The following is a 21,869-nucleotide window of genomic DNA, read 5'->3' on the forward strand; positions in this document are numbered from 1 at the left end:
CGCCGCGACAGTCCGTGGCGTAACGTAAAACTTCAACCGTAGGATTTTAGCGCATGGTTACCATCCGTTTGGCCCGTGGTGGCGCCAAGAAGCGTCCCTTCTATCACCTGACCGTCAGCGACTCGCGCAAGTCTCGCGACGGCCGCTTCATCGAGCGCATCGGCTTCTTCAACCCGGTGGCCCGTGGTCAGGAAGAGCGTCTGCGCGTCGATCTCGAGCGTGCCGCGCATTGGCAGGAACTGGGCGCGCAGGTCTCCGATCGCGTCGCCGAGCTGCTGAAAGAAGCACGCAAGCAGCAAGCGTGAGTGCGCTGCCCGACATGTCGCACGAGACCGGTGGCGCCGACACGGCGCAAGACGACGAGCACGTGGTGCTCGGCCGCCTGACCAGTCCCTACGGCGTGAAAGGGTGGCTGAAGGTGTATTCGTACACCAGCCCCATCGAGGGCATCTTCGAGCATGCCGAATGGGTGTTGTCGAAGCGAGGCGAGCGCCGAGCGTGCAAGCTGAGCCAGGGACGCCCCCATGGCAAAGGGCTGGTCGCCAGCCTGGAAGGCATCTCGAGCCGTGAACTGGCCGAGCAATGGGCCGGCGCGGACATTCTCCTGCCCAAGCAGGCGTTGCCGGCGCTCGCGCCGGGAGACTATTACTGGTACCAGCTCGAAGGCCTGCGGGTCGAGACGCTGGACGGTGAATGCCTGGGGCAAGTGAACTACCTCTTCGAGACGGGCGCCAACGATGTACTGGTGATCCGGCCCAGCGAGGCGAGTCTCGATGAGCGGGAACGGCTGTTGCCGTTTCTGCCCGACGACGTGATCCGTCAAGTGGATCTCGACGCCGGGCGAATGATAGTGGATTGGGATCCCGAATTCTGACGCCGCTTCGGGCGGTGTCGTTGGCCGAGTGATGAAGCCGTGTGGATTGGTGTTGTCTCCCTGTTCCCGGAGATGTTCGAGGCGATCACCCGTTACGGCGTAACGGGGCGTGCCGTCGACCAGGGGTTGCTAGAGGTGGATTTCTGGAATCCCCGGGATTACGCCACGGATAAGCACCGCACGGTGGATGATCGCCCATACGGCGGTGGCCCCGGCATGCTGATGAAGGTCGCGACGCTGCGACCCGCCATTGCCGAGGCGCGGCGTGACGCCGAACGCCGTGGCTGTGCGCCGGCGCGCACGCGGGTGGTCTATCTGTCGCCCCAGGGGCGGCGGCTCGACCAGCGCGGCGTGCGTGAGCTGGCCGATCTGGAGGCACTGATCGTCGTCGCCGGTCGCTACGAAGGCATCGACGAGCGAGTCGTCGAGGCCGACATCGACGAAGAATGGTCGATCGGCGACTACGTGCTGAGCGGCGGCGAGCTCCCGGCCATGGTGATGGTCGATGCGGTATCCCGGCTGGTGCCGGGGGTGCTCGGCCACGGCGATTCGGCACTCGAGGATTCCTTCAGCGAGGGGCTGCTGGATTGTCCGCACTATACGCGTCCCGAAACCATCGACGGACGCCAGGTGCCGGATATCCTGCTCAGTGGCAATCATGCGGCGATCCGCCGCTGGCGACTGAAGCAGTCCCTCGGACGCACCTGGCTCAGGCGGCCCGAGTTGCTCGAGGGTCGCGCTCTGGACCGTGAGCAGCAGCGCTTGCTCGACGAGTTCATCGCGGAACAAGCCACGAGCCAGAACGTCGGCAGGACGGAGGAGCGACGACCCCTCGAAGAGTGAGGGGCGCGCGTCACCCACAACGTCGATTCCCGCGTTTTCGCGACGCCGGGATCACGACCGAAACTCGCTTCAGGCAGCATCGGTCATTCAAACAGTTAGGAGTCAGTCATGAGCAGCAAGAACAAGGTGATCCAGGCGCTCGAAACCGAGCAGATGGGCAAGGACGTTCCCGAGTTCGCCCCCGGTGACACCGTGACCGTTCAGGTCAAGGTCGTCGAAGGCAACCGCGAGCGCCTGCAGGCTTTCGAAGGCGTGGTGATCGGCAAGCGCAATCGCGGGCTCAACTCCGCCTTCACCGTGCGCAAGATTTCTCACGGTGTCGGCGTCGAGCGTACGTTCCAGACGTACAGCCCGCTGGTCGATTCCATCGAGGTCAAGCGCCGCGGTGACGTCCGCCAGGCCAAGCTGTACTACCTCCGCGAGCGCAGCGGCAAGTCCGCACGCATCAAGGAAAAGCTGGCTCGATAAGCGGCTTTCGGCGCCGGCCAGGCGCCACGAACGCCCCGTTGGGCGCTCGACGAGAACCCTGCGGGCCTGCGGCTCGCGGGGTTCTTGCATATTGGGCGGCCGTGGGCGGTACCGGGGAGGGAGACGGTGAACGATCTCGAATGGCGCGATGCCTTTCTCGATGGGTTATGGCTGGAGCGAGGGTTGAGCCAGCATACGCTGGCGGCCTACCGGCGTGACCTGGATGCCTGGCTCGCGCATCTCGCGGCGCGTGGCGCCTGCCTGATGGCGCCCGACGAACAGGCGCTGGAGACGTTCCTGGCGGCGCGTCGCGAGCACTACCACCCTCGCTCGGTGGCCCGTCTGCTGTCCTGCTTGCGGCGTTTCTACCGTTGGGCGCTGGCCGAGGGGCACGTCAGCGTCGACCCGCTGGCCGACGCACGTGCCCCCAGGGCCGTCACCAAATTGCCCGATACCCTGGACGAGGCCGAGGTGGAACGGCTGCTCGCGGCGCCCGATGTCGAGCTGCCGCTGGGTCTGCGGGACCGCACCATGCTCGAGGTGCTCTATGGGTGCGGCTTGCGCGTTTCCGAGCTGGTGGGCCTGACGGTGGACGCGGTCAATCTGCGCCAGGGAGTGCTGCGCGTGCTCGGCAAGGGCGACAAGGAGCGCCTGGTGCCGCTGGGCGAGGAGGCGACCGCATGGCTGGCGCGCTACTTGCGCCAGGGACGCGGCGACTTGATGCAGGATCCTACCCGGCCGCCCTTGTTTCCCGGCCGACACGATGGCTTCATGACGCGTCAGACGTTCTGGCACCGCATCAAGCGACATGCCGTGTCGGCGGGCATCGACAAGCCGCTGTCGCCGCATACGTTGCGTCATGCGTTCGCGACGCACCTGTTGAATCATGGCGCCAACTTGCGTGTCGTACAGATGTTGCTGGGTCATAGCGACCTGTCGACCACGCAAATCTATACCCAAGTGGCCCAGGCGCGGCTGGAAGCGCTGCACGCCCAACATCATCCCAGAGGTTGATCATGCCAAGAGTCCCGTTGTCCGTCCTGGGAGGTGCCCTGGCCCTCCTGATCGCACCGCTGACGCTCGCCGCTCCTCCCGAGGGGCTGGCCGACAAGCTGAACCACAATGGCCAGCCGCTGCCGGTGATCTCGATCGATGATTCACCACTGTCGGGGCTCTATGAGGTGCATCTCAAGGGTGGTCAGACTCTCTATACCGATGCGAATGGCGAGTACATGGTGGTCGGCGACCTCTATCGAAACCGCGATGGGCAGATGATCAACCTCACCGAGCGTGCCGCCAACGAGCGCCGGGTCGAGCGGCTCGATGCGATTCCCGACGAGCAACGCGTGATTTACAAGCCCGCCGGCGAGGTCAAGGCACGCGTGACCGTGTTCACCGATACCTCGTGCCCTTATTGCCAGAAGCTGCATGAAGCCGTACCCCGTCTCAATCAGATGGGAATCGAGGTAGACTATCTGGCCTTCCCGCGTGCCGGTGTCGACTCCGAGGCGGCGCGGGTGATGCGCCACGCCTGGTGTGCCGACAATGCCAGCGAGGCATTGAGTGCCGCCATGCGCGGCGACGACGCACCGACCTCCGCGGCGCAGTGCGATGCGCCGGTGGCCGAGCAGCATGCCCTGGGCATCGAGCTGGGCATTCAGGGCACGCCCGCCATCGTGCTGCCGGATGGCCGCATGCTGCCGGGATACGTGCCGCCGGAGCGGCTGGCCGCGATGCTGGGCATCGACGAGTGAACGACGAACGACAAGACGATTCCGCCTCCGGCCCGGTGCCGGAGGCCGCTGGACACATACACTGAACAAGGGGAGCGTGACGTTGAAACCGGTGAGAGTAGGTATCTGTGGGCTAGGGACCGTGGGTGGCGGTACCTTCAATGTGTTGACGCGCAACGCGGACGACATCGCGCGTCGCGCCAGCCGGCCGATCGTGGTCGAGCAGGTTGGCGCGCGTCGCGACAACCCGCAATGCGAGACCGCCGGGGTCAAGGTCACCCGTGACGTCTTCGAAGTGGCCCGCAACCCGGATGTCGATGTGCTGGTCGAACTGATCGGCGGCTATGACGTGGCACGCGAACTGGTGATGACCGCCATCGAGCATGGCAAGCACGTGGTCACCGCCAACAAGGCACTGATCGCCGTTCACGGCAACGAGATCTTCCAGGCGGCGCACGAAAAGGGCGTGATCGTGGCCTTCGAGGCGGCCGTGGCGGGCGGCATTCCGGTGATCAAGTCCCTGCGCGAGGGACTGGGTGCCAACCGCATCCAGTGGCTGGCCGGCATCATCAACGGTACCGGCAACTACATCCTCACTCACATGCGCGACGAGGGCCGTGCCTTCGACGACGTGCTCGCCGAAGCGCAGGCCCTGGGCTATGCCGAGAGCGATCCCACCTTCGACGTCGAAGGCATCGACGCCGCGCACAAGCTGACGATTCTCGCCTCGATCGCCTTCGGTGTGCCGCTGCAGTTCGACAAGGCCTACACCGAAGGCATTTCGCGGGTCACCGCCGAGGATGTCGAGCAGGCCGACCAGCTGGGTTACGTCATCAAGCACCTGGGGATTTCCAAGCGCACCGACAATGGCCTCGAGCTGCGCGTGCACCCGACGTTGATTCCCAAGGAACGTCTGCTGGCCAGCGTGCATGGCGTGAAGAACGCCATTGCCGTGATGGGCGATGCCGTGGGCCCGACCCTGTACTATGGTGCCGGCGCAGGAGCCGAACCCACGGCCTCGGCGGTGGTCGCCGACCTGCTCGACGTGGCCCGCGACATCACCACCGAGCATCATTACCGCGTGCCGTACCTGGCCTTCAGCGGCATCGACGAAGCCGATGGTTCGTTGCCGATCCTGCCCATGGAAGACATCGTCACCGCCTATTACCTGCGTCTGCTGGCGGTGGACCGCCCGGGCGTGCTGGCACGGGTGGCGACGATTCTCTCCGAGCAGGGGATCTCCATCGAGGCGATCATCCAGAAGGAGGCCATCGAGGGAGAGCTGGTCCCCATCATCCTGATGACGCATCGCACGCGCGAGCAGCACATGAACGAGGCGATCCGCCAGCTCGAGTCGCTGGCCGATATCGCCGGACCGGTGAACCGCATCCGGGTCGAGTCGCTCGACGAGAACGAATAATCCAAGCTTCGAGCCGCGAGCCTCGGGCCGCGAGCATATTCGCTTGCGGTCCGGCATCGCCGCTCGCCACTCATGGAGTGAAGCATGCGCTATATCAGTACGCGCGGCGAGGCGCCGGCGCTGAGTTTCGAGGATGTCGTGCTGACCGGCATGGCCGCCGACGGTGGTCTGTACGTGCCGGAAACGATCCCCACCTTCTCGCAGGCGGAGCTCGAGGCGATGGCCGGGCTGTCCTATGCCGAGATCGCGTTTCGGGTGATGAAGCCGTTCGTGGGCGGGGAGATCGATGACGCGACCTTCCGGCACCTGGTGGAAGACGCCTACGCGACCTTCAGCCACGAAGCGGTGGTGCCCCTCAACCAGCTGTCGAGCAATCATTTCCTGCTCGAGCTGTTCCATGGCCCGACCCTGGCGTTCAAGGACGTCGCCCTGCAGCTGCTGGGACGCATCCTCGATCACTTCCTGGCCAAGCGTGGCGAGCGCGCGGTGATCATGGGCGCCACGTCCGGGGATACCGGCTCGGCGGCGATCGAAGGCTGCCGGCATTGCGACAATCTGGACATCTTCATTCTGCATCCGCACAACCGGGTGTCCGAGGTCCAGCGCCGGCAGATGACCACCGTGCTTGCCGACAACGTCTTCAACATCGCCATCGAGGGCAACTTCGATGACGCCCAGGCGATGGTCAAGGCGAGCTTCGCCGACCAGCGTTTCTTGAAGGGCACGCGCCTGGTGGCGGTGAACTCCATCAACTGGGCGCGCATCATGGCGCAGGTGGTCTACTACGTGGCTTCTGCCGTGGCGTTGGGCGCGCCGCGCCGCGAGGTGAGCTTCTGCGTGCCGTCCGCCAACTTCGGCAATGTCTTCGCCGGCTACGTGGCATCGCGCATGGGGTTGCCGGTCAAGCAATTCATCGTCGCCACCAACGCCAACGACATCCTGCATCGCACCCTGGCCGCCAACGACTTCTCCAAGCAGGCGCTCAAGGCGACGCTGGCGCCGTCGATGGATATCGTCGTGTCGTCGAATTTCGAGCGCTTGCTGTTCGAGGCCTATGATCGCGACGGCGCGGCGGTGCGTGACCTGCTCGAGCGATTCCAGCACGAACCCACGGTGCTTGCCGAGGCGCCCCTGGCGCGACTGCGCGAGCAGTTCTCCAGCTTCAGCGTCGACGACGCGACCATCCTCGAGGTGATTCGCGAGGCGCATGCCCGCACCAAGGAACTGCTCGATCCGCACACTGCCACCGGGTATCGCGCGGCCGAGCGCGTGCGTGCCGACGAGGTCACCCCGATGATCACCCTGGCGACCGCGCATCCGGCCAAGTTCGCCGATGCCGTGATCAAGGCGGGCATCGACGAAGTGCCGTTGCCGTCTCACATGGATGGCTTGCTGGAGCGCGAGGAGCGCTACCAGGTACTGCCTGCCGACCTGGAAGCCGTGCAGGCCTTCGTCGCCGAACAGCGCCGCTGAACCTCACGACGCCGGGGATGACCCGGCGTCGGGCATTGCCACCCGCCGTTTTCCGAGGAGCTTGACCGTGTCCGTAGCCGAGGTCGACCTTGAGGGTCTCCTGCGCCGTCGCATGCTGCCCCGTCCGCGTGACGAAGGCGTCTATCGCCGCGCGCAGGCGGCAGGCCTCAGCGAGCTCCAGGCACGCGTGCTGGCCGGACGTCTGAACGCCTATGCGGGCGATATCGCGCCGCTGGTCGATCCCAGCCTGCGCTATCTGACCCACCCCGAGCGCCTGCAGGATGCGCGTCGCGCCGCCGAGCGCATCGCCCAAGCGGTGGCCGAGGGCGAGCACATCGGCATTCTCACCGACTACGATGTCGACGGAATCACCTCGCACGTGGTGATCCTGCGCACGCTCAACGAGCTGTTCGGCGTGCCCCTGCACAAGCTGCACAGCCTGATCGGGCACCGGATCTTCGATGGCTATGGCATCAGCCTGCCGCTGGTGGAGCGGACGTTGGCGCTGTCGCCGCGTCCCAGCCTGGTGATCACCGCCGACTGCGGCAGCTCCGACGAGCCGCGTATCGCGCGCCTTCGCGAGGCCGGGCTCGACGTCGTGGTCACCGATCATCACGCCTTGCCGGCGTCGGGACCGCCGGCTTCCGCCTATGCCACGGTCAATCCCACGCGTGCCGACTGCGATTACCCCGACCCGACCATCGCCGGCTGCATGGTGGCGTGGCTGACCATGTCACTGACGCGCTCGGTGCTCATCGAGCAGGGCGTGGCCTCGCCCTCGACTCCCAAGCTGTCGCCATGGCTGTCGTACGTGGCGCTCGGCACCGTGGCGGATTGCGTGTCGCTGGGCGGTAGCCCGGCCAACCGGGCGGTGGTCAGTCACGGGCTGACATTGATCAACCGCATGGAAGCCGCCTGCTGGCGCGTCATGGCCGAACGCCTGGGGACGGACAGCGTGCCTTTCGATGCCGAGACCCTGGCCTTTCAGATGGGCCCGCGCATCAATGCCCGCTCGCGTCTCGACGACCCCTACGCGGCGCTGCATTTCATGCTGGCCGCCGATGACGCCACGGCGCGGCGTCATCTCGAGGTGCTGGATACCGACAACCAGTCGCGCAAGGCCATCGAGTCGGACATGGTCGAACGTGCCCGCAGCCTGGCCCTCGAGGCCCTGGCCGAGGGGGCCTCGGCCATCGTGGTCTTCCTGGAGGACGGTCATGCCGGCGTGCAGGGCATCGTCGCCTCGCGCCTGGTCCAGGCGTTCGGGCGTCCCACGCTGGTCCTCACGCCCGCCGCCGCGGCGGGGATGTTGACCGGTTCGGGGCGCTCCATCGAGGGGCTGCATCTGCGCGATGCATTGCAGCGCGCGCACGAGCTGGCCCCCGAGGCACTGCCGCGCTTCGGGGGGCATCGTGGTGCGGCAGGGGTCGGCGTGCCGCGCGAGCGGCTGACGGCGTTCCGCGATGCCTTCCTCACGGCGGTCGAGGAACAACTCGGTGGCCGCGACCTGTTTCCCTACGTGCTCACCGATGGTGCCCTGGAGCCGGCGCAGCTGTCGTTGGCCTCGGTGGATGAGCTGGCGCGCCTGGCCCCCTACGGCCGGGAATTCGACGCGCCGTTGTTCGAGGGCGAATTCCGCATCGAACAGCTTCGCGCCGTGGGCGCCGATGGCAACCACCTGATGCTGGAGCTGTCGATGGGGCCGGTCAGTCATCGCGCGATCTGGTTTCGCGCCCTGACGCCCGGTGAAGTCCCGGCATTCGGACCTGGCGACCGCCTGCACTGTGCCTACAAGCTGGCACGCAACCGCTGGAAAGGGCGTGAGTCGTTGCAGTTGATGATCGAGCACGCCGAACCGGTACGCTGAACCGCTGCTGCGCGCTCGACCTGGGGGCAGCGTCTCCCCGCTTCCTTCGATGCTTAATAGTTCGGCCAGACGCCGGGGGTCGCCAGCTCCAGCAGATGCTCGTCGGGATCGCGGAAGTAGAGGCTCTCGCCGCCTTTCGGCCAATGCGTGCGCCCCTCGATGGGAATGTCGTGGGCGGCGAGTTGGGTTTCCCATTCCTCCAGCTCATCGCGGTCGATGGCCAGCGCCAGATGCACGCGCCCGGCCCCGTCGTGGGGCGGGATGGTGCCCATGCCCTGCGGAAGGGTCACGGTCTCCTGCGTACTGCCTTGCTGAAAGAGCAGCAGCACGCTGCCCGGGCCGGCCGCGTAGGCGGTGAAACGGTGATCGGCGGTAAAGGGGGTGAGAGTCATCACGTCCTCGAAGAAGGCGCGTGCCCGCGCCATGTCGGTGACGTAGAGTGCGGTTTCGAGAACGCCGCGTAGCCTGGGCATGCTGCCTCCTGCGTTGGCATGTTCTTACAGCCTAGGCGTGTGAGCGGTGGTGCTCAACGCGCCACCCAGAACCACCAGACGATGCCTGCCATCAGAGCGATGCCGACCAGATTGACGAAGATGCTCATGCGGCCTCCCGATGATGCTCGGATGCGGGTGCCCTGGACGGGCGTGTCGAGGGCTTGAACAGCCGCAGTCGATTGGCATTGCTGACCACGGTGACCGAGGACAGCGACATGGCGACGGCGGCCACCACCGGGGACAGCAGCATGCCGGTCAGCGGATAGAAGACGCCGGCGGCGATGGGAATCCCCAGCCCGTTGTAGCCGAAGGCCCCCCACAGGTTCTGCTTGATGTTGCGCAGGGTCGCGCGGCTGATCTCGATGGCGTCGGCCACGCCATGCAGGGAGTTGCGCATCAGCGTGATGCCGGCCGACTCGATCGCCACGTCGGTGCCCTGGCCGATGGCGAAGCCCACATCGGCCTGGGCCAGGGCCGGCGCGTCGTTGATGCCATCGCCGGTCATGCCCACGACATGGCCCTCGCGCTGTAGCCGGGCGACGGCGTCGCGCTTGTCTCCTGGCATCAGTTCGGCGTCGAAGCGCTCGATGCCCAGCTCATGTGCCACGGCGGCGGCGGTATGCGCGTTGTCGCCGGTGAGCATGACCACCTCGATGCCGTCCCCGCGCAGCCGCTCGATGGCCTCGCGGCTGTCGTCACGCAAGGGATCGCTGATGCCGAAGACCGCCAGCACCCGTTCGTCCCGGGCCAGGTACAGCGGCGTGCGGGCGCGTGCTTCCAGGGCAGCCCCGTGATGCTCGGCATCGCCCAGTGCGACGTTGCCATCGCGCATCAGGGCGGCGTTGCCCAGGCGTAGCCGGTGCCCCGAGGCATGCGTCGCGACGACGCCGCGCCCGCTCAGCGCCTGGAAGTCGTGCACCTCGGGCGGCTGCTTGTCGCCCAGCGTCTGCTGGGCATGCTCGAGCAGGGCCTTGGCCAGCGGATGCTCGGAGCCGCGCTCCAGCGCCGCGACGAGTGCCATGCCCTCGGCGGCGTCGCCCTCGAGCCACTCGGTATCGGTGACCCGTGGGCGCCCTTCGGTCAGCGTGCCGGTCTTGTCGACCACGAGCGTGGTCAGGCGGCTGGCGGTCTGCAGGGCATCGCCGTCACGCACCAGAATGCCGTGTTCGGCGGCCTTGCCCACGCCGATCATCGTCGACATCGGCGTCGCCAGGCCCAGGGCGCAGGGGCAGGCGATGATCAGCACGGTGGTGGCGGTGACCAGCATGTGGATCAGGCGCGGCTCGGGCCCAAGGTTGAACCATACCAGGGCGGTCAGCACGGCGATCAGCAGCACGCCGGGCACGAACACGGCCGCGATGCGGTCGGCGAGCGCACCGATGGGAGGGCGCGAGTTCTGGGCCTTGGCGACCTGTTCGACGATACGCCCCAGGCGGCTGTCGGCACCGATGTGGGTGGCCCGGTACGTCAGGGTGCCCTGGGCGTTGACGGTGCCCGCGCTGACCTCGTCGCCGGGTTGCTTGGCGACGGGCAGGGGCTCGCCGGTCAGCATCGACTCGTCGACGTGGCTTTCACCTGCCTCGACGACCCCGTCCACCGCCAAGCGCTCGCCGGGCCGCACGCGGATCCGGTCCTCGACGACGACCTCCTCGAGGGGGACGTCCCGCTCCGCACCGTCACGGATCACCCGCGCGGTGGGCGCTTGCAGATCGAGCAGTCGATTGAGCGCGCGGGAGGTGCGCCCGCGTGCCTTCAGTTCCATGGCCTGTCCCAGGCTGATCAGGCCGATGATCATCACCGATGCCTCGAAGTAGAGCCCGCGGGCGGCGTCGGGAATGGCGTCGGGGACGAGCACCACGACCATCGAGTACAGCCAGGCCGTGCCCGTGCCCACGGCGATCAAGGTGTCCATGTTGGCCTGGTGATGGCGGAACGTCTTCCAGGCATTGACGAAGAAGCGCCGACCCGCGGTGGCCAGGACGCCCAGGGTGCCCAGCCCGACCAGCAGCCAGAACCCGCGTTCCGTGCCGGTGAGTTGGGGATGGTGCAGCAGCATGCTGCCCATCAGCAGCACGCCGGGAATCAGGCCCAGTGCGGTGTCGCGCAGACGCTGACGATATTCGCGGGCCTCGTTGTGCTCCCGCGTGCGGGCGGCCTGTCCGAGGTCTTCGATCAGCTCGGCGCCATAGCCGACGTCTTTCACGGCGTCGATGAGCTGCCGGGCCGTAGCGGTGCCCTCGACCTGGGCGGTGTGCGAGCCGAAGTTGACGCTCGCCGCGCTCACGCCGGGAGTGGCTTCCAGGGCGCGGGTGATGGTGTTGACGCAACCGGCACAGGTCATGCCGGACAACGACAGACGCAGCGAGGTGTTCGCGACATCGCGGGCCTCGGCACCGCCGGAGGCCGCGGCCGGTGTCGGCGCGGGGGAGGCGGCGTCGCGGTCAGCATCCGTCGCGGGCGGATAGCCGGCGGTCTCGAGCAGGGCCGACAGCCGCGCATCGTCGAGCGCAGAGACGACGGTCAGACGCTTTTCGTCGGGTTCGCCCGTTACCCGGGCCTGGTCGTCCTCGGCCTGGATCGCCTCGCGCATGCGCTTGACGCAGCCCTGGCAGTTCATGCCGGGGACGTGGAAGCGGTGTTCGTCGTGCGATGCCATGGGCGCGTTCCTCCGTTTTGCGTGGCCCGCGTTCAAGGGGTGTGGGCGGGCGTGCCGTCGTCTTCCATCGGCAGGCTTTCGATCAACCGGCACAGGCTGTGTCCATCGGGCGTGCCGTCGGGCATGTCGCGCCAGGTCTCCAGGGCACGTTCCATGCGTGTCGCCAGGGCCTGCAACTCGCGAATGCGCGCATGAATGTCCGGCAGGCGCGCGGCGAGCAGGTCGCGGACCATGGGGCACGGTGAATCGCCGTGGTCGGCATGCTCGAGAATTTCGCGCACCTCGCGCAGGCTGAAGCCCAGCGTGCGGGCCCGCTGGATGAAACGCAGCCGATTGAGATCATCGGGGTCAAAGAGCTGATAACCGTTGCCGGGGTCGCGACGCGGATGGAGCAATCCTTCACGGGTGTAGTGGCGAACCGTTTCGCCGGTCACGCCGGCGGCGCGAGCCAGGTCGCTGACTTTCATGGCGGTCTCCTGTGCGATGGGAAAAGTCTAAAACCTGTGGGTAACACAAAGGTCAAGGAAATGTCTGCAAGCGTCGACGATGGAGTGGCAACTTTATGAAATGCTTGAGGAAAGAGTGAGGTCGCATGGGCAGGGGGTGGCGCGGAGAAATCGGGTAAGACTAAAGAATGAGCGATTACCGGATTAAAACAAACGTTTGCTCTTGACTTGAAAACGACCATCGGCCAAAACGAAGAGGCACGCCATTATTCGGGCAAGGGTAAAAGACCTAAACAATTTTCGCCTCCACGTCGCCGTAGAAGAGGACGTTTTTCATGCATAACAACATCAACAAGCTCACACTCGCCGTGACGCTGGCCTCTACCGTGATCGCCTCCGGCCATGCCGCTGCGTCTGGCTTCCAGGTCCGCGAACAGAGCGCCAAGGCACTCGGCAACGCCATGGCCGGGGCGGCGGCCGGTGCCGAGGACGTCAGCTACATGACCTACAACCCGGCGGCCATCGGTAACGTCGAGGGCACTCAGGTGGCCGGCGGCATTTCCTACATCGATGCCAGCTTCGAGTTGACCGACGCGTCGGCGAGCTCCGTTACCGGGGCCAGTTACACGGGAAATGGCAATAACGAAGGGGGCGAGGAGGCCTGGGTACCCAGTTTTGCCTTCAAGACCCGTCTCGACGAGCGCTTCGATCTTGGCCTGGCGGTCTCCGCGCCGTACGGCCTTTCGACCAAGTATGACAAGGAATGGATCGGGCGCTATCACGCCATCGAAACCGAGCTCAAGACCATCGACATCCAGCCGACGCTGAATTATCGCGCCACCGACCGCCTCAACCTCGCCGTGGGGCTGCGTGCTCAGTATGCCGATGCCACGCTCTCCAACGCCATCGATCTGGGCGCGGTGGGAGCCGGCGCGGGTCAGTTGCCGCCCTCGGCGATCGGCAATGCCGATGGCATGGCCGAGGTGACCGGTGACGACTGGGGCTACGGCTACACCCTGGGGGCGCTGTTCCAGGCCACCGAGCGGACCCGTCTGGGCATCAGCTACCGCTCGGAGGTCGAGCTGACGCTGGACGGCGACGTCGATTACAGTGCCGACGGCCCCACGGCGCAGGCGGTACTGGCCGGGGCGCAGGCCACCGGTCAGCTGCAGGACGGTGGCGGCAAGGCGGAGATCACCACGCCGGCCAACCTCAATCTGGGGATCTATCATCAGTTGACCGACCGGCTCGCCTTGATGGCCAATGCCGAATGGACGGAGTGGAGCAGCTTCGAGGAGCTGACCGTCGAGTTCGATAATGGAGGGCAGAGCACCACGACCGAGAACTGGGACGATACCTGGGCTTTCTCGGTGGGGGCGAATTATCAGCTCAACCGGCAGTGGCTGCTGCGCGCCGGCCTGGGCATCGACGAATCGCCGGTGCCGGACAGCGAACACCGTACGCCGCGTGTGCCCGATGCCGACCGCCGCTGGGCGACGCTCGGGGCCACCTGGATGCCGACTTCGAACCTGGGCGTGACGGCGGGCTACATGCACGTGTTCGGTGACGATGGCGATATCGATCAGAACGCCACGCCGACCAACGAGAATGCCAGCCGCGGCAACCTGTCCGGGACCTATGAAGTCGAGGCCGATGTGTTCGCGCTGTCGATGGATTATCGCTTCTGAGCGTTCCGCGCGGTAGGGACGCATGACGACGAACCCCGGCGATGTGCCGGGGTTCGTCGTTTCGCCTTGGCCTGCGAGTTAGCCGATGTCGTGGATGAAGGCGGTCGTCACTTCATCTCATTATCGGGCACCTGCTTACTCGGCCGGTGTCAGCGGCCGCCAGTCCTTGCGGTTGGCGAGGAACTCGGGCCGCGGACGGTTGCCGCAATACGGGTCGTGCAGCGTGTTCTCGACACTGTTGTAGACGAAGAACAGGTTGCTGCGCGGCCAGCACGACATGTTGATGTTGGAGCCGTGCAGGGTGTTGCACTCGAACATCACCAGCGAACCGACGGGGCCCTTGGGGGCTTCGATATCGCCCTTGAGCATCAGGTCGCGCAGACTGGCGTCGTCCGGCACGCCGATGTCCTGGCTCTTCAGCGACTCCTTGTAGTTGTCCTCCGGCGTGCGCCCCACGCAGGGCACGAAATAATGGTGCGAACCGGGCACCAGCATCAGCGGACCGTTGAACTCGCCGTTTTCGGTGAGAATGATCGAGCAGCTCACCGAGCGCATGCGCGGCATGCCGTCCTCGCTGTGCCAGGTCTCGAAATCCGAATGCCAGTCGAAGCCCTTGCCCTTGAAGCCCGGCTTGTAGTTGATCCGCGACTGGTGAATGTAGGCATCGCCACCGAGAATCTGTTGCACCATGGCCAATAGGCGTGGATCGCGCGTCAGACGACTGAAACGTTCGGACACCTCGTGGATGCCGAAGATCGAACGTATTTCCTGCTTGCCGGGCTCGAGAATGGTGCCTTCCGAGAGCTTGAGGTCTTCATCGCTCTCGTAATCGCGGAGCTCCTGGAGGAACGCTTCCATTTCGTCCTCGTCGAAGAACCCCTCGAAAGACAGGAACCCCTTGCGGTCGAACTCGTCGAGCTCGGCTTCGCTGAGCGGTCCCTTGCGCTGCTCGCCTTCACTGTGCACGACCGGATCGATGCGCTCGAACATTCCCAGTTTGCGTTCCAGGCGCGTCGGAAACAGGTCTTGTGTCTCTTTCATTGCAAACTCCTCCATTAGTCTGCTTGGAACGGTGTTGCCGCCGATCCCCGCATAAACGTAGTCGGAGAGGTCGACGCCGACAAACACTGCCGTGTATGCCTTTGTAGCTCGCCTGCCTTGTCAGGCCCGCTTGAGGCGAACCGCCGAGGCTACGTCACAGCCGAGGATGTGTATTTAGCCTATGTTAAGGCGGGCCCATTCCAGGTCGCCGTCACCGACAAGCGCTGTCCGTTGCGGCGTTACGAGGGGGAGGAGAGTCGGTGACGGCGTCAGGCCGCATCGACGAAGGCGGCCCGCATCAGCTCCCGGGTGTAGTGCTCGCGCGGGTTGGCGAAGATTTCTTCGGTTGCGCCCTGCTCGACGATCTGCCCGGCTTTCATCACCAGTACAGTATCGGCCAGCGCGCGCACCACCGACAGGTCGTGACTGATGAACAGGTAGGTCAGGCCGTGTTTCTGCTGCAGATCGCGCAGCAGGTCGATCACCGTGACCTGCACCGAACGGTCCAGCGCCGAGGTGGGCTCGTCGAGCAGCAGGAATTCCGGCTTGAGCACCAGCGCCCGGGCGATGGCGATACGCTGGCGTTGGCCGCCGGAAAACTCGTGGGGGTAGCGGTTGCGCATCGCCGGGTCCAGTGCGACGTCTTCCAGCGCTTCGATGACCCGGGCCTCGCGCTGGCGTCGGTCGAGCGTCGGGTGGTGGACGCGCAACCCTTCGCTGATGACCTCGCCGACGGTCATGCGTGGCGACAGCGAGCCGAAGGGATCCTGAAAGACCACCTGGAGGCGCGAGCGCAGCGGACGCATGCCGGCGGTATCCAGTGCGGCGATGTCCTGCCCGTCGAAACGAATCTCGCCACGGCTGTCGAGCAGGCGCAGCAGCGCCCGGCCGAGTGTCGACTTGCCCGAGCCGGATTCGCCGACGATGCCCACGGTCTGGCCGCGGCGGATGGTCAGGCCGATGCCGCGTACCGCCTCGAAATACTCGCTTGCACGGAACAGGCGTTTCTTCAACGTGAAGCGTACCTGCAGGTTCTTCGCCTCGAACAATACCGGCATCGAGGGATCCACCGGCGCCTTGCATCCACGCGGGTCGGCGTCGATCAGCATGCGCGTGTAGTCGTCGCGCGGTGTGTCGAATACCTCGGCGGTGGGGCCGCTCTCGATCAGTTCTCCGCGGCGCATCACGCATACCCGGTCGGCGAAATGGCGCACTATCCCTAAGTCGTGGGTGATGAACAGAATCGCCATGCCGTAGCGCGCCTGCAGGTCCTTGAGCAGCGCCAGGATCTGTGCCTGGACCGTGACGTCGAGCGCGGTGGTGGGTTCGTCGGCGATCAGCAGTTCCGGTTCGCAGGCCAGGGCCATGGCGATCATGACGCGCTGACGCTGGCCGCCCGAGAGCTCGTGAGGATAGCTGTCGATGCGCCGAGCGGGGTCGGGGATGCCCACCTGTTCGAGCAGCTCGACGACCTTGGCGCGGGCCTGCCTACCCTTAAGCCCGCGGTGCTTTTCCAGCACCTCGGCGACCTGGCGACCGATGCGATGCAGCGGATTGAGCGAGGTCATCGGTTCCTGGAAGATCATCGAGATGGCATTGCCGCGAATGTGGCGCATGCGCCTGGGCGTGGCGCGCAAGAGGTCCTCGCCCTTGAAGCGGATGGCGCCGGATGTCCGGGCCAGTTCCGGCAGCAGCCGCATCGCGGCGGTCGAGGACACCGACTTGCCGGAGCCCGATTCGCCGACCAGCGCCAGCGTCTCGCCGGGCTGGAGCGAGAAGCTCACGTGCTTGACCGCCGAGACCGTGCCGGTGGGCAGTTGGAAGTCGACCGTCAGGTTGTCGATTTCGAGTAACGTGTCGGACATGGTGTTTTCCTAACGGGTCTTGGGATCCAGGGCATCGCGCAGTCCGTCGCCCAGGAAGTTGAGACAGAACAGCGTCGTGGCGAGGAACAGCGACGGCACCAGCAGCAACCATGGCGCGCTCTGCATCATGTCGGTCCCTTCGGAGATCAGCACGCCCCAACTGGTCAGCGGCTCCTGCACCCCGAGGCCGAGAAACGACAGAAAGCTCTCGAGCAGGATGACCTTGGGCACCGTCAGCGTGACATAGACGATCACCGGGCCGATGGCGTTGGGGATCAGGTGGCGGGTGACGATCTTGCGATCGCGCACGCCCAGCGCGTGAGCGGCCTCGATGAACTCGCGCTGCTTGAGGGCCAGTGTCTGGCCGCGCACGATGCGTGCCATGTCGAGCCATTCGACCGCGCCGATGGCGGCATAGATCAGGAAGATGTTGCGCCCGAACACGACCATCAGCAGGATCACCAGGAACATGAACGGCAGCGAATACATGATGTCGACGAAGCGCATCATGAGGTTGTCCAGGCGTCCGCCCACGTAGCCGGAGATGGCGCCGTAGAGCACCCCGATCACCAGGCTGACGAGCGTGGCCACCAGCGCCACCGACAGCGACACGCGGCCGCCGTAGAGCGTGCGGGTGAGCAGGTCGCGGCCGTTGGCATCGGTCCCCAGAAAATGGCCGCTATCGAGACCGGGAGCGGCGCTGAAGGCGTTCCAGTCCACTTCGGCGAGTCCCCAGGGGAGCAGGTAGGGACCGATCAGGCAGGTGACGGCGATCACGACCAGCAGGATCAGGCTGACCATCGCTGCCCTGTTCTGCTTGAGTCGGCGCCAGGCGTCGCGGCCGAGACTCTCGCCGGCCGTGGCGTCGGACAGGGAAAGCCGGTTGTCGGGGAGCGTATCGGTGGTCATGGCATGAGGTCCGGTCAGTCGTCGTAGCGGATTTGCGGATCGAGCGCGGAATAGAGCAGGTCGACGAGCAGGTTCATCAGCACGATCAGTGCCCCGTAGAACACCACCGTGCCCATCACCAGGGTGTAGTCGCGGTTGAGGGCGGCCTGCACGAAGTAGCGGCCAATGCCGGGAATGCCGAAGATCTGTTCGATCACCACCGAGCCGGTGATGATGCCTGCGATCGCCGGCCCCAGGTAGGAGGTCACCGGCAGCAGGGCGGGGCGAATGGCGTGGCGCCAGATCACCTGGCGCTCGGAGAGCCCCTTGGCTCGCGCGGTGCGAATGTAATGGCTGCCCAGCACCTCGATCATGCTGGCGCGCATCATGCGTGCGATATAGGCGATTTGCTGAATCGAAAGCGCGATCACCGGCAATATCAGGTTGGGCAGCGCGCCGCCGTTCCAGCCGCCGGCCGGCAGCCAGGCCAGCAACACCCCGAAGACCAGTGCCAGGATCGGCGCGATCACGAAGTTGGGAACCGCGATGCCGGCCAAGGCCGCCCCCATGACCGCATAGTCCAGGCCCGAGTTGCGTCGCAAGGCGGCGACGACACCCAGCGGCAGGCCCACCAGGAGAGCGAGCAGGATCGCCAGGCCGCCGATCTCGAGGCTCACGGGAAAGCCCTGGGCGATCAGCTCGGTCACCGAGAAGTCCTTGTACTTGAACGATGGCCCGAAGTCGCCCTGCAGCAGGTTGCCCATGTAGCGCAGGTATTGCTGCGGCAGGGGTTCGTCCAGGTGATAGGCCGCCTTGAGGTTGGCCTCGATTTCCGGGGGGAGCTGGCGCTCGCCGTCGAACGGGCCTCCCGGCGCGATGCGCATCAGGAAAAACGAGATCGTGATCACGATCAGCAGGGTGGGGACCGCCATGAGCAGCCGCTTAAGGGTATAGGTCAGCATGGGATCGTCCGGGTGCAGCCCTCGGGCCGAGCGTTACAGGGATGGGGCGTTCCGCTGGCAAGTCTGCGCGAGGGCTCCGTGGCCCCTCTCCGGGTGCGACATTCGTCGCCCGTGACGAATGGCCCTCGCTTTTGCCTGCTGCCGGCGTCCCCCATCGCTTTATGTCGTGAAAAGGCGTTTCGTTACTCGGTGAACGTCACCCAGCGCGATGGGTGGTCGTCCTCGGCGTTGTCCTGCCAGCCGCTGATATCGGGATTGACCAGATTGCGAGTGACGTAATAGAGCAGCGGCACGAGAGCGTAGTCGTCGAGGGCGACGTTCTCGGCTTTTTCGAGCAGTGCCTCGCGCTCGTCGAGGTCCCGAACGGTGGCGGCTTGAGCGAGCAGCGCGTCGTACTCGGGATTGGCGTAGCCGCCGTAGTTGTTGCCGACGCCGCTGCGCAGCAAGGTCAGGAAGTTCTCGGCATCGTTGTAGTCGGCGATCCAGCCGGCACGGGCGATATCGAAGTCGCCTTGCTGGATGGTCTGGTAGTGCACGGTGGCCTCGGCATTGGTCATCTCGACGTCGACACCCAGCGGCTTCCACATCGCGGCCAGGGCGATGGCGATCTTCTTGTGCTCATCGGACGTGTTGTAGCGCAGTTGCAGGTGCAGCGGGTTGTCGGGGCCGTAGCCGGCCTCCTCGATCAGTTGCTTGGCCCTGGCCAGGCGCTCCTGGTAGTCGCCATCGACACCGTCCATGCGCTGGACGTCGTAATGGCTGGTGCCCGGCGGGACCAGCGAGTAGGCATCCTTGAAACTGCCGGCCATGATCTGCTCGGAAAGTACCTTGCGGCGCGCGACCAGGTTCAGGGCCTCGCGGACCCGCTTGTCGGCGGTCGGGCGCCCCTCGCGGGTATTGAGCACGTAGTAGTAGGACCCCAGCATCGGGCTCAGGTGGGTGGCCTCGGGGAGGTTGTCCTCGAGCCACTGGTAACGGCTCGAGGGGTAATCGCGGACGATGTCCAGCTCGCCGGCGCGGAAGCGCGAGATGGCGGCATTGCGATCCTCGGTGTTGAAGTAGTTGACGCCGTCGAGTTCGACCTCGTCGGCCTCGTAGTAGTCGGGATTCTTCTCGACGCTGATGCGCGATTGCGAGACCCACTCGACGGGCGTGAAGGCGCCGTTGGTGACGATGTTGTCCATCTTGACCCACTGCTTGCCGTATTTCTCGACGGCGTGCTTGGGGACCGGGTAGGCCGTGTAGTGGGTCAGCAGCTGCAGGAAGTAGGGCGTGGGGGCATCGAGTGTCACCTTGAGCGTCTTGCCATCGTCCAGCGATTCGACGCCGAGTGCGTCGAGCGGCCTGTCGCCCGTGTTGACGGCTTCGGCATTCTTTATCGGATAGAGCAGGTAGGCGTATTTCGAGGCGCTGGCCGGGTCGAGCAGATGCTGCCAGCCGAACACGAAGTCTTCGGCGGTGACTGGCGCGCCGTCGGACCATTTGGCGCCTTCGCGCAGATGAAAGGTATAGGTCCTGCCGTCCTCGGAGATGTCCCAGTCGGTGGCCATGCCGGGCATCACCTCGCCCTCGGGGTTTTCCTTGAGCAGGCCTTCGTAGACGTCCATGAGGATCTGCGATTCCCAGACACCGCCGGAAACCTGCGAGGTATCGAACGAGGCCAGCTCCCCCATGACGCCGATGTTCAGCGTGTCGGCCTGGGCCGGCGCCGCCAGGGCCAGTGACGCCAGCGACAGGGAGGATAGCAGTGTCGTGGCAAGCCGAGTGTGCGAGTGTCGAAGCATGTCGTCTGTTCCGCTTGTTGTTGTGTCGGATGCCGCGAGTGGCGACATAACGTGTCGTTACCATCTCTCCGTGCGACGAAAGCTGTCCATTGCAAATTTCGTATATACCGTTTCAGATATTCGATAGGGAGCTCATGAGTGAGGTCGAGGTGGCGCATGGGATAGCCGCTCGCGGGTGCATTGGCTACAATGTGTCTCTTTTCTTCACCGCGAGGCGGCATGCGTGTCGCCTCGCGGTGCGAATCAGCCTGCGAAGGATTCCCATGCAAGAGATCAACCCGATCAACCACCTCATCAAGGACCTGTCCGAACGGACAGACGTCCTGAGGGGGTATCTTTGACTATGCCGAAAAGAAGGATCGGCTAGAGGAAGTCACCCGCGAGCTGGAAAACCCGGACGTGTGGAGCGATCCGGCCCATGCCCAGAAGCTCGGCAAGGAGCGTGCCTCCCTGGAGACCGTCGTCGAGACCTTCGACACCCTGGAGCGGGGGCTGGTGGACAACCAGGAACTGCTCGAGCTGGCGGCGATGGAGGAAGACGAGGCCACCGTCGAGGAAGTCAGAAGCGAACTGGAGAAGCTCGAATCCCAGCTCGCCAAGCTCGAGTTCCGGCGCATGTTTTCCGGCGAGATGGATGCCAACAACGCCTATCTCGACATCCAGGCGGGTTCCGGCGGCACCGAGGCCCAGGATTGGGCCAACATGCTGCTGCGCATGTACCTGCGCTGGAGCGAGCATCACGGCTTCAAGGCCGACATCACCGAGCTGTCCAGCGGTGACGTGGCGGGCATCAAGTCGGCGACGCTGCATATCCAGGGCGATCATGCCTTCGGCTGGCTGCGCACCGAAACCGGCGTTCACCGCCTGGTGCGCAAGAGCCCGTTCGACTCCGGTGGCCGCCGGCATACGTCGTTCGCCTCGGTGTTCCTGTCGCCGGAGATCGACGACAACTTCGAGATCGAGGTCAATCCGTCCGATCTGCGCGTCGATACCTACCGCTCTAGCGGTGCGGGCGGTCAGCACGTCAACACCACCGACTCGGCGGTGCGCATCACCCACGAGCCCACGGGGATCGTGGTCGCCTGTCAGAGCCAGCGCAGTCAGCACGCCAACCGCGATTTCGCCATGAAGCAACTGCGCGCGAAATTGTGGGAACTGGAAATGGACAAGCGCAACGCCGCCAAGCAGGAGGCCGAGGACAGCAAGTCGGATATCGGCTGGGGCAGCCAGATACGCTCCTACGTGCTCGACGATCAGCGCATCAAGGATCTGCGCACCGGCGTGCAATCCAGCAATTGCGAGAAAGTGCTCGACGGCGATCTGGATCAGTTCATCGAGGCGAGCCTGAAACAAGGGCTGTAACCTCG

Annotated in this window: 19 protein-coding genes; 11 read left to right on the plus strand and 8 right to left on the minus strand. The window is 65.3% G+C overall.

Annotated features, from left to right (window positions below; all coding sequences use genetic code 11):
* Nucleotides 1-53: 53 nt before the first annotated feature.
* The 9 genes from rpsP to ABGX75_RS05370 all read left to right on the plus strand — a co-directional run bounded on the left by rpsP (nucleotide 54) and on the right by ABGX75_RS05370 (nucleotide 8,678).
* Entirely contained in the window at nucleotides 54-305 is a 252-nt protein-coding gene (gene rpsP / locus ABGX75_RS05330; protein WP_011508306.1) for a 30S ribosomal protein S16, read from the plus strand.
* A gap of 14 nt (nucleotides 306-319) precedes the next feature.
* Entirely contained in the window at nucleotides 320-874 is a 555-nt protein-coding gene (gene rimM, locus ABGX75_RS05335) for a ribosome maturation factor RimM (protein WP_011508305.1), read from the plus strand.
* A gap of 39 nt (nucleotides 875-913) precedes the next feature.
* On the plus strand, nucleotides 914-1,717 hold the full coding sequence (gene trmD / locus ABGX75_RS05340; RefSeq protein WP_011508304.1) for a tRNA (guanosine(37)-N1)-methyltransferase TrmD: 804 nt from the start codon (nucleotides 914-916) through the stop codon (nucleotides 1,715-1,717).
* A gap of 108 nt (nucleotides 1,718-1,825) precedes the next feature.
* Nucleotides 1,826-2,185, plus strand: coding sequence for a 50S ribosomal protein L19 (gene rplS / locus ABGX75_RS05345; protein ID WP_011508303.1), 360 nt, complete (start codon nucleotides 1,826-1,828; stop codon nucleotides 2,183-2,185).
* A gap of 126 nt (nucleotides 2,186-2,311) precedes the next feature.
* Entirely contained in the window at nucleotides 2,312-3,199 is an 888-nt protein-coding gene (xerD, locus tag ABGX75_RS05350; protein ID WP_011508302.1) for a site-specific tyrosine recombinase XerD, read from the plus strand.
* A 17-nt stretch (nucleotides 3,200-3,216) separates the two neighbouring features.
* The gene (locus tag ABGX75_RS05355) at nucleotides 3,217-3,939 is read left to right on the plus strand and encodes a DsbC family protein (protein ID WP_244846402.1); all 723 of its coding nucleotides are present in this window, start codon (nucleotides 3,217-3,219) and stop codon (nucleotides 3,937-3,939) included.
* Between the two features lie 82 nt (nucleotides 3,940-4,021).
* Nucleotides 4,022-5,338 (plus strand): homoserine dehydrogenase, encoded by a 1,317-nt coding sequence (locus ABGX75_RS05360; protein WP_035413187.1) that lies wholly within the window; start codon nucleotides 4,022-4,024, stop codon nucleotides 5,336-5,338.
* An 84-nt stretch (nucleotides 5,339-5,422) separates the two neighbouring features.
* The gene (gene thrC / locus ABGX75_RS05365) at nucleotides 5,423-6,811 is read left to right on the plus strand and encodes a threonine synthase (RefSeq protein WP_011508299.1); all 1,389 of its coding nucleotides are present in this window, start codon (nucleotides 5,423-5,425) and stop codon (nucleotides 6,809-6,811) included.
* A 112-nt stretch (nucleotides 6,812-6,923) separates the two neighbouring features.
* Nucleotides 6,924-8,678, plus strand: coding sequence for a DHH family phosphoesterase (locus ABGX75_RS05370; RefSeq protein ID WP_287124373.1), 1,755 nt, complete (start codon nucleotides 6,924-6,926; stop codon nucleotides 8,676-8,678).
* A 53-nt stretch (nucleotides 8,679-8,731) separates the two neighbouring features.
* Here the strand turns inward: ABGX75_RS05370 and ABGX75_RS05375 are convergent, their stop codons facing one another.
* The 3 genes from ABGX75_RS05375 to ABGX75_RS05385 all read right to left on the minus strand — a co-directional run bounded on the left by ABGX75_RS05375 (nucleotide 8,732) and on the right by ABGX75_RS05385 (nucleotide 12,295).
* The gene (locus ABGX75_RS05375) at nucleotides 8,732-9,151 is read right to left on the minus strand and encodes a VOC family protein (RefSeq protein ID WP_011508297.1); all 420 of its coding nucleotides are present in this window, start codon (nucleotides 9,149-9,151) and stop codon (nucleotides 8,732-8,734) included.
* 124 nt (nucleotides 9,152-9,275) lie between these two features.
* The gene (locus ABGX75_RS05380) at nucleotides 9,276-11,828 is read right to left on the minus strand and encodes a heavy metal translocating P-type ATPase (RefSeq protein WP_179153049.1); all 2,553 of its coding nucleotides are present in this window, start codon (nucleotides 11,826-11,828) and stop codon (nucleotides 9,276-9,278) included.
* A gap of 32 nt (nucleotides 11,829-11,860) precedes the next feature.
* A complete protein-coding gene (locus ABGX75_RS05385; RefSeq protein ID WP_110062311.1) occupies nucleotides 11,861-12,295 on the minus strand; it encodes a MerR family transcriptional regulator in 435 nt (144 codons plus the stop codon).
* 314 nt (nucleotides 12,296-12,609) lie between these two features.
* Here ABGX75_RS05385 and ABGX75_RS05390 point away from each other — a divergent pair, with 314 nt between their 5' ends.
* The gene (locus ABGX75_RS05390) at nucleotides 12,610-13,962 is read left to right on the plus strand and encodes an outer membrane protein transport protein (protein ID WP_287124355.1); all 1,353 of its coding nucleotides are present in this window, start codon (nucleotides 12,610-12,612) and stop codon (nucleotides 13,960-13,962) included.
* A gap of 135 nt (nucleotides 13,963-14,097) precedes the next feature.
* On the opposite strand, the gene thpD is transcribed toward ABGX75_RS05390, so the two are convergent.
* The 5 genes from thpD to ABGX75_RS05415 form a co-directional block, all read right to left on the minus strand.
* On the minus strand, nucleotides 14,098-15,003 hold the full coding sequence (gene thpD / locus ABGX75_RS05395; protein ID WP_035413199.1) for an ectoine hydroxylase: 906 nt from the start codon (nucleotides 15,001-15,003) through the stop codon (nucleotides 14,098-14,100).
* Nucleotides 15,004-15,272: 269 nt separating this feature from the next.
* Nucleotides 15,273-16,868, minus strand: coding sequence for an ABC transporter ATP-binding protein (locus ABGX75_RS05400; RefSeq protein WP_287124354.1), 1,596 nt, complete (start codon nucleotides 16,866-16,868; stop codon nucleotides 15,273-15,275).
* Nucleotides 16,869-16,877: 9 nt separating this feature from the next.
* A complete protein-coding gene (locus tag ABGX75_RS05405) occupies nucleotides 16,878-17,777 on the minus strand; it encodes an ABC transporter permease subunit (protein WP_011508291.1) in 900 nt (299 codons plus the stop codon).
* Between the two features lie 14 nt (nucleotides 17,778-17,791).
* A complete protein-coding gene (gene oppB / locus ABGX75_RS05410; protein ID WP_287124352.1) occupies nucleotides 17,792-18,718 on the minus strand; it encodes an oligopeptide ABC transporter permease OppB in 927 nt (308 codons plus the stop codon).
* Nucleotides 18,719-18,900: 182 nt separating this feature from the next.
* Nucleotides 18,901-20,502 carry a peptide ABC transporter substrate-binding protein gene (locus ABGX75_RS05415; protein WP_110062305.1) on the minus strand — a complete coding sequence of 534 codons (1,602 nt, stop codon included), beginning with the start codon at nucleotides 20,500-20,502 and terminating at the stop codon, nucleotides 18,901-18,903.
* Between the two features lie 263 nt (nucleotides 20,503-20,765).
* Here ABGX75_RS05415 and prfB point away from each other — a divergent pair.
* A protein-coding gene (prfB, locus tag ABGX75_RS05420) for a peptide chain release factor 2 (protein WP_347411226.1) occupies nucleotides 20,766-21,864 on the plus strand; the annotation gives its coding sequence in 2 pieces (ribosomal slippage) (nucleotides 20,766-20,840 and nucleotides 20,842-21,864; 1,098 coding nt in all).
* Nucleotides 21,865-21,869 lie beyond the last annotated feature (5 nt).

Origin of the sequence: Chromohalobacter sp., assembly GCF_039830575.1 — a bacterium.
Taxonomy (GTDB): domain Bacteria; phylum Pseudomonadota; class Gammaproteobacteria; order Pseudomonadales; family Halomonadaceae; genus Chromohalobacter; species Chromohalobacter israelensis.

Bases quoted from the DNA above. Each gene is read 5' to 3' on its own strand.
- rpsP (WP_011508306.1), top strand. From the start codon at position 54: ATGGTTACCATCCGTTTGGCCCGTGGTGGCGCCAAGAAGCGTCCCTTC.
- rimM (WP_011508305.1), top strand. From the start codon at position 320: ATGTCGCACGAGACCGGTGGCGCCGACACGGCGCAAGACGACGAGCAC.
- rplS (WP_011508303.1), top strand. From the start codon at position 1,826: ATGAGCAGCAAGAACAAGGTGATCCAGGCGCTCGAAACCGAGCAGATG.
- thrC (WP_011508299.1), top strand. From the start codon at position 5,423: ATGCGCTATATCAGTACGCGCGGCGAGGCGCCGGCGCTGAGTTTCGAG.
- ABGX75_RS05370 (WP_287124373.1), top strand. From the start codon at position 6,924: ATGCTGCCCCGTCCGCGTGACGAAGGCGTCTATCGCCGCGCGCAGGCG.
- ABGX75_RS05375 (WP_011508297.1), bottom strand. From the start codon at position 9,151: ATGCCCAGGCTACGCGGCGTTCTCGAAACCGCACTCTACGTCACCGAC.
- ABGX75_RS05380 (WP_179153049.1), bottom strand. From the start codon at position 11,828: ATGGCATCGCACGACGAACACCGCTTCCACGTCCCCGGCATGAACTGC.
- ABGX75_RS05385 (WP_110062311.1), bottom strand. From the start codon at position 12,295: ATGAAAGTCAGCGACCTGGCTCGCGCCGCCGGCGTGACCGGCGAAACG.
- ABGX75_RS05390 (WP_287124355.1), top strand. From the start codon at position 12,610: ATGCATAACAACATCAACAAGCTCACACTCGCCGTGACGCTGGCCTCT.
- thpD (WP_035413199.1), bottom strand. From the start codon at position 15,003: ATGAAAGAGACACAAGACCTGTTTCCGACGCGCCTGGAACGCAAACTG.
- ABGX75_RS05400 (WP_287124354.1), bottom strand. From the start codon at position 16,868: ATGTCCGACACGTTACTCGAAATCGACAACCTGACGGTCGACTTCCAA.
- ABGX75_RS05405 (WP_011508291.1), bottom strand. From the start codon at position 17,777: ATGACCACCGATACGCTCCCCGACAACCGGCTTTCCCTGTCCGACGCC.
- oppB (WP_287124352.1), bottom strand. From the start codon at position 18,718: ATGCTGACCTATACCCTTAAGCGGCTGCTCATGGCGGTCCCCACCCTG.
- ABGX75_RS05415 (WP_110062305.1), bottom strand. From the start codon at position 20,502: ATGCTTCGACACTCGCACACTCGGCTTGCCACGACACTGCTATCCTCC.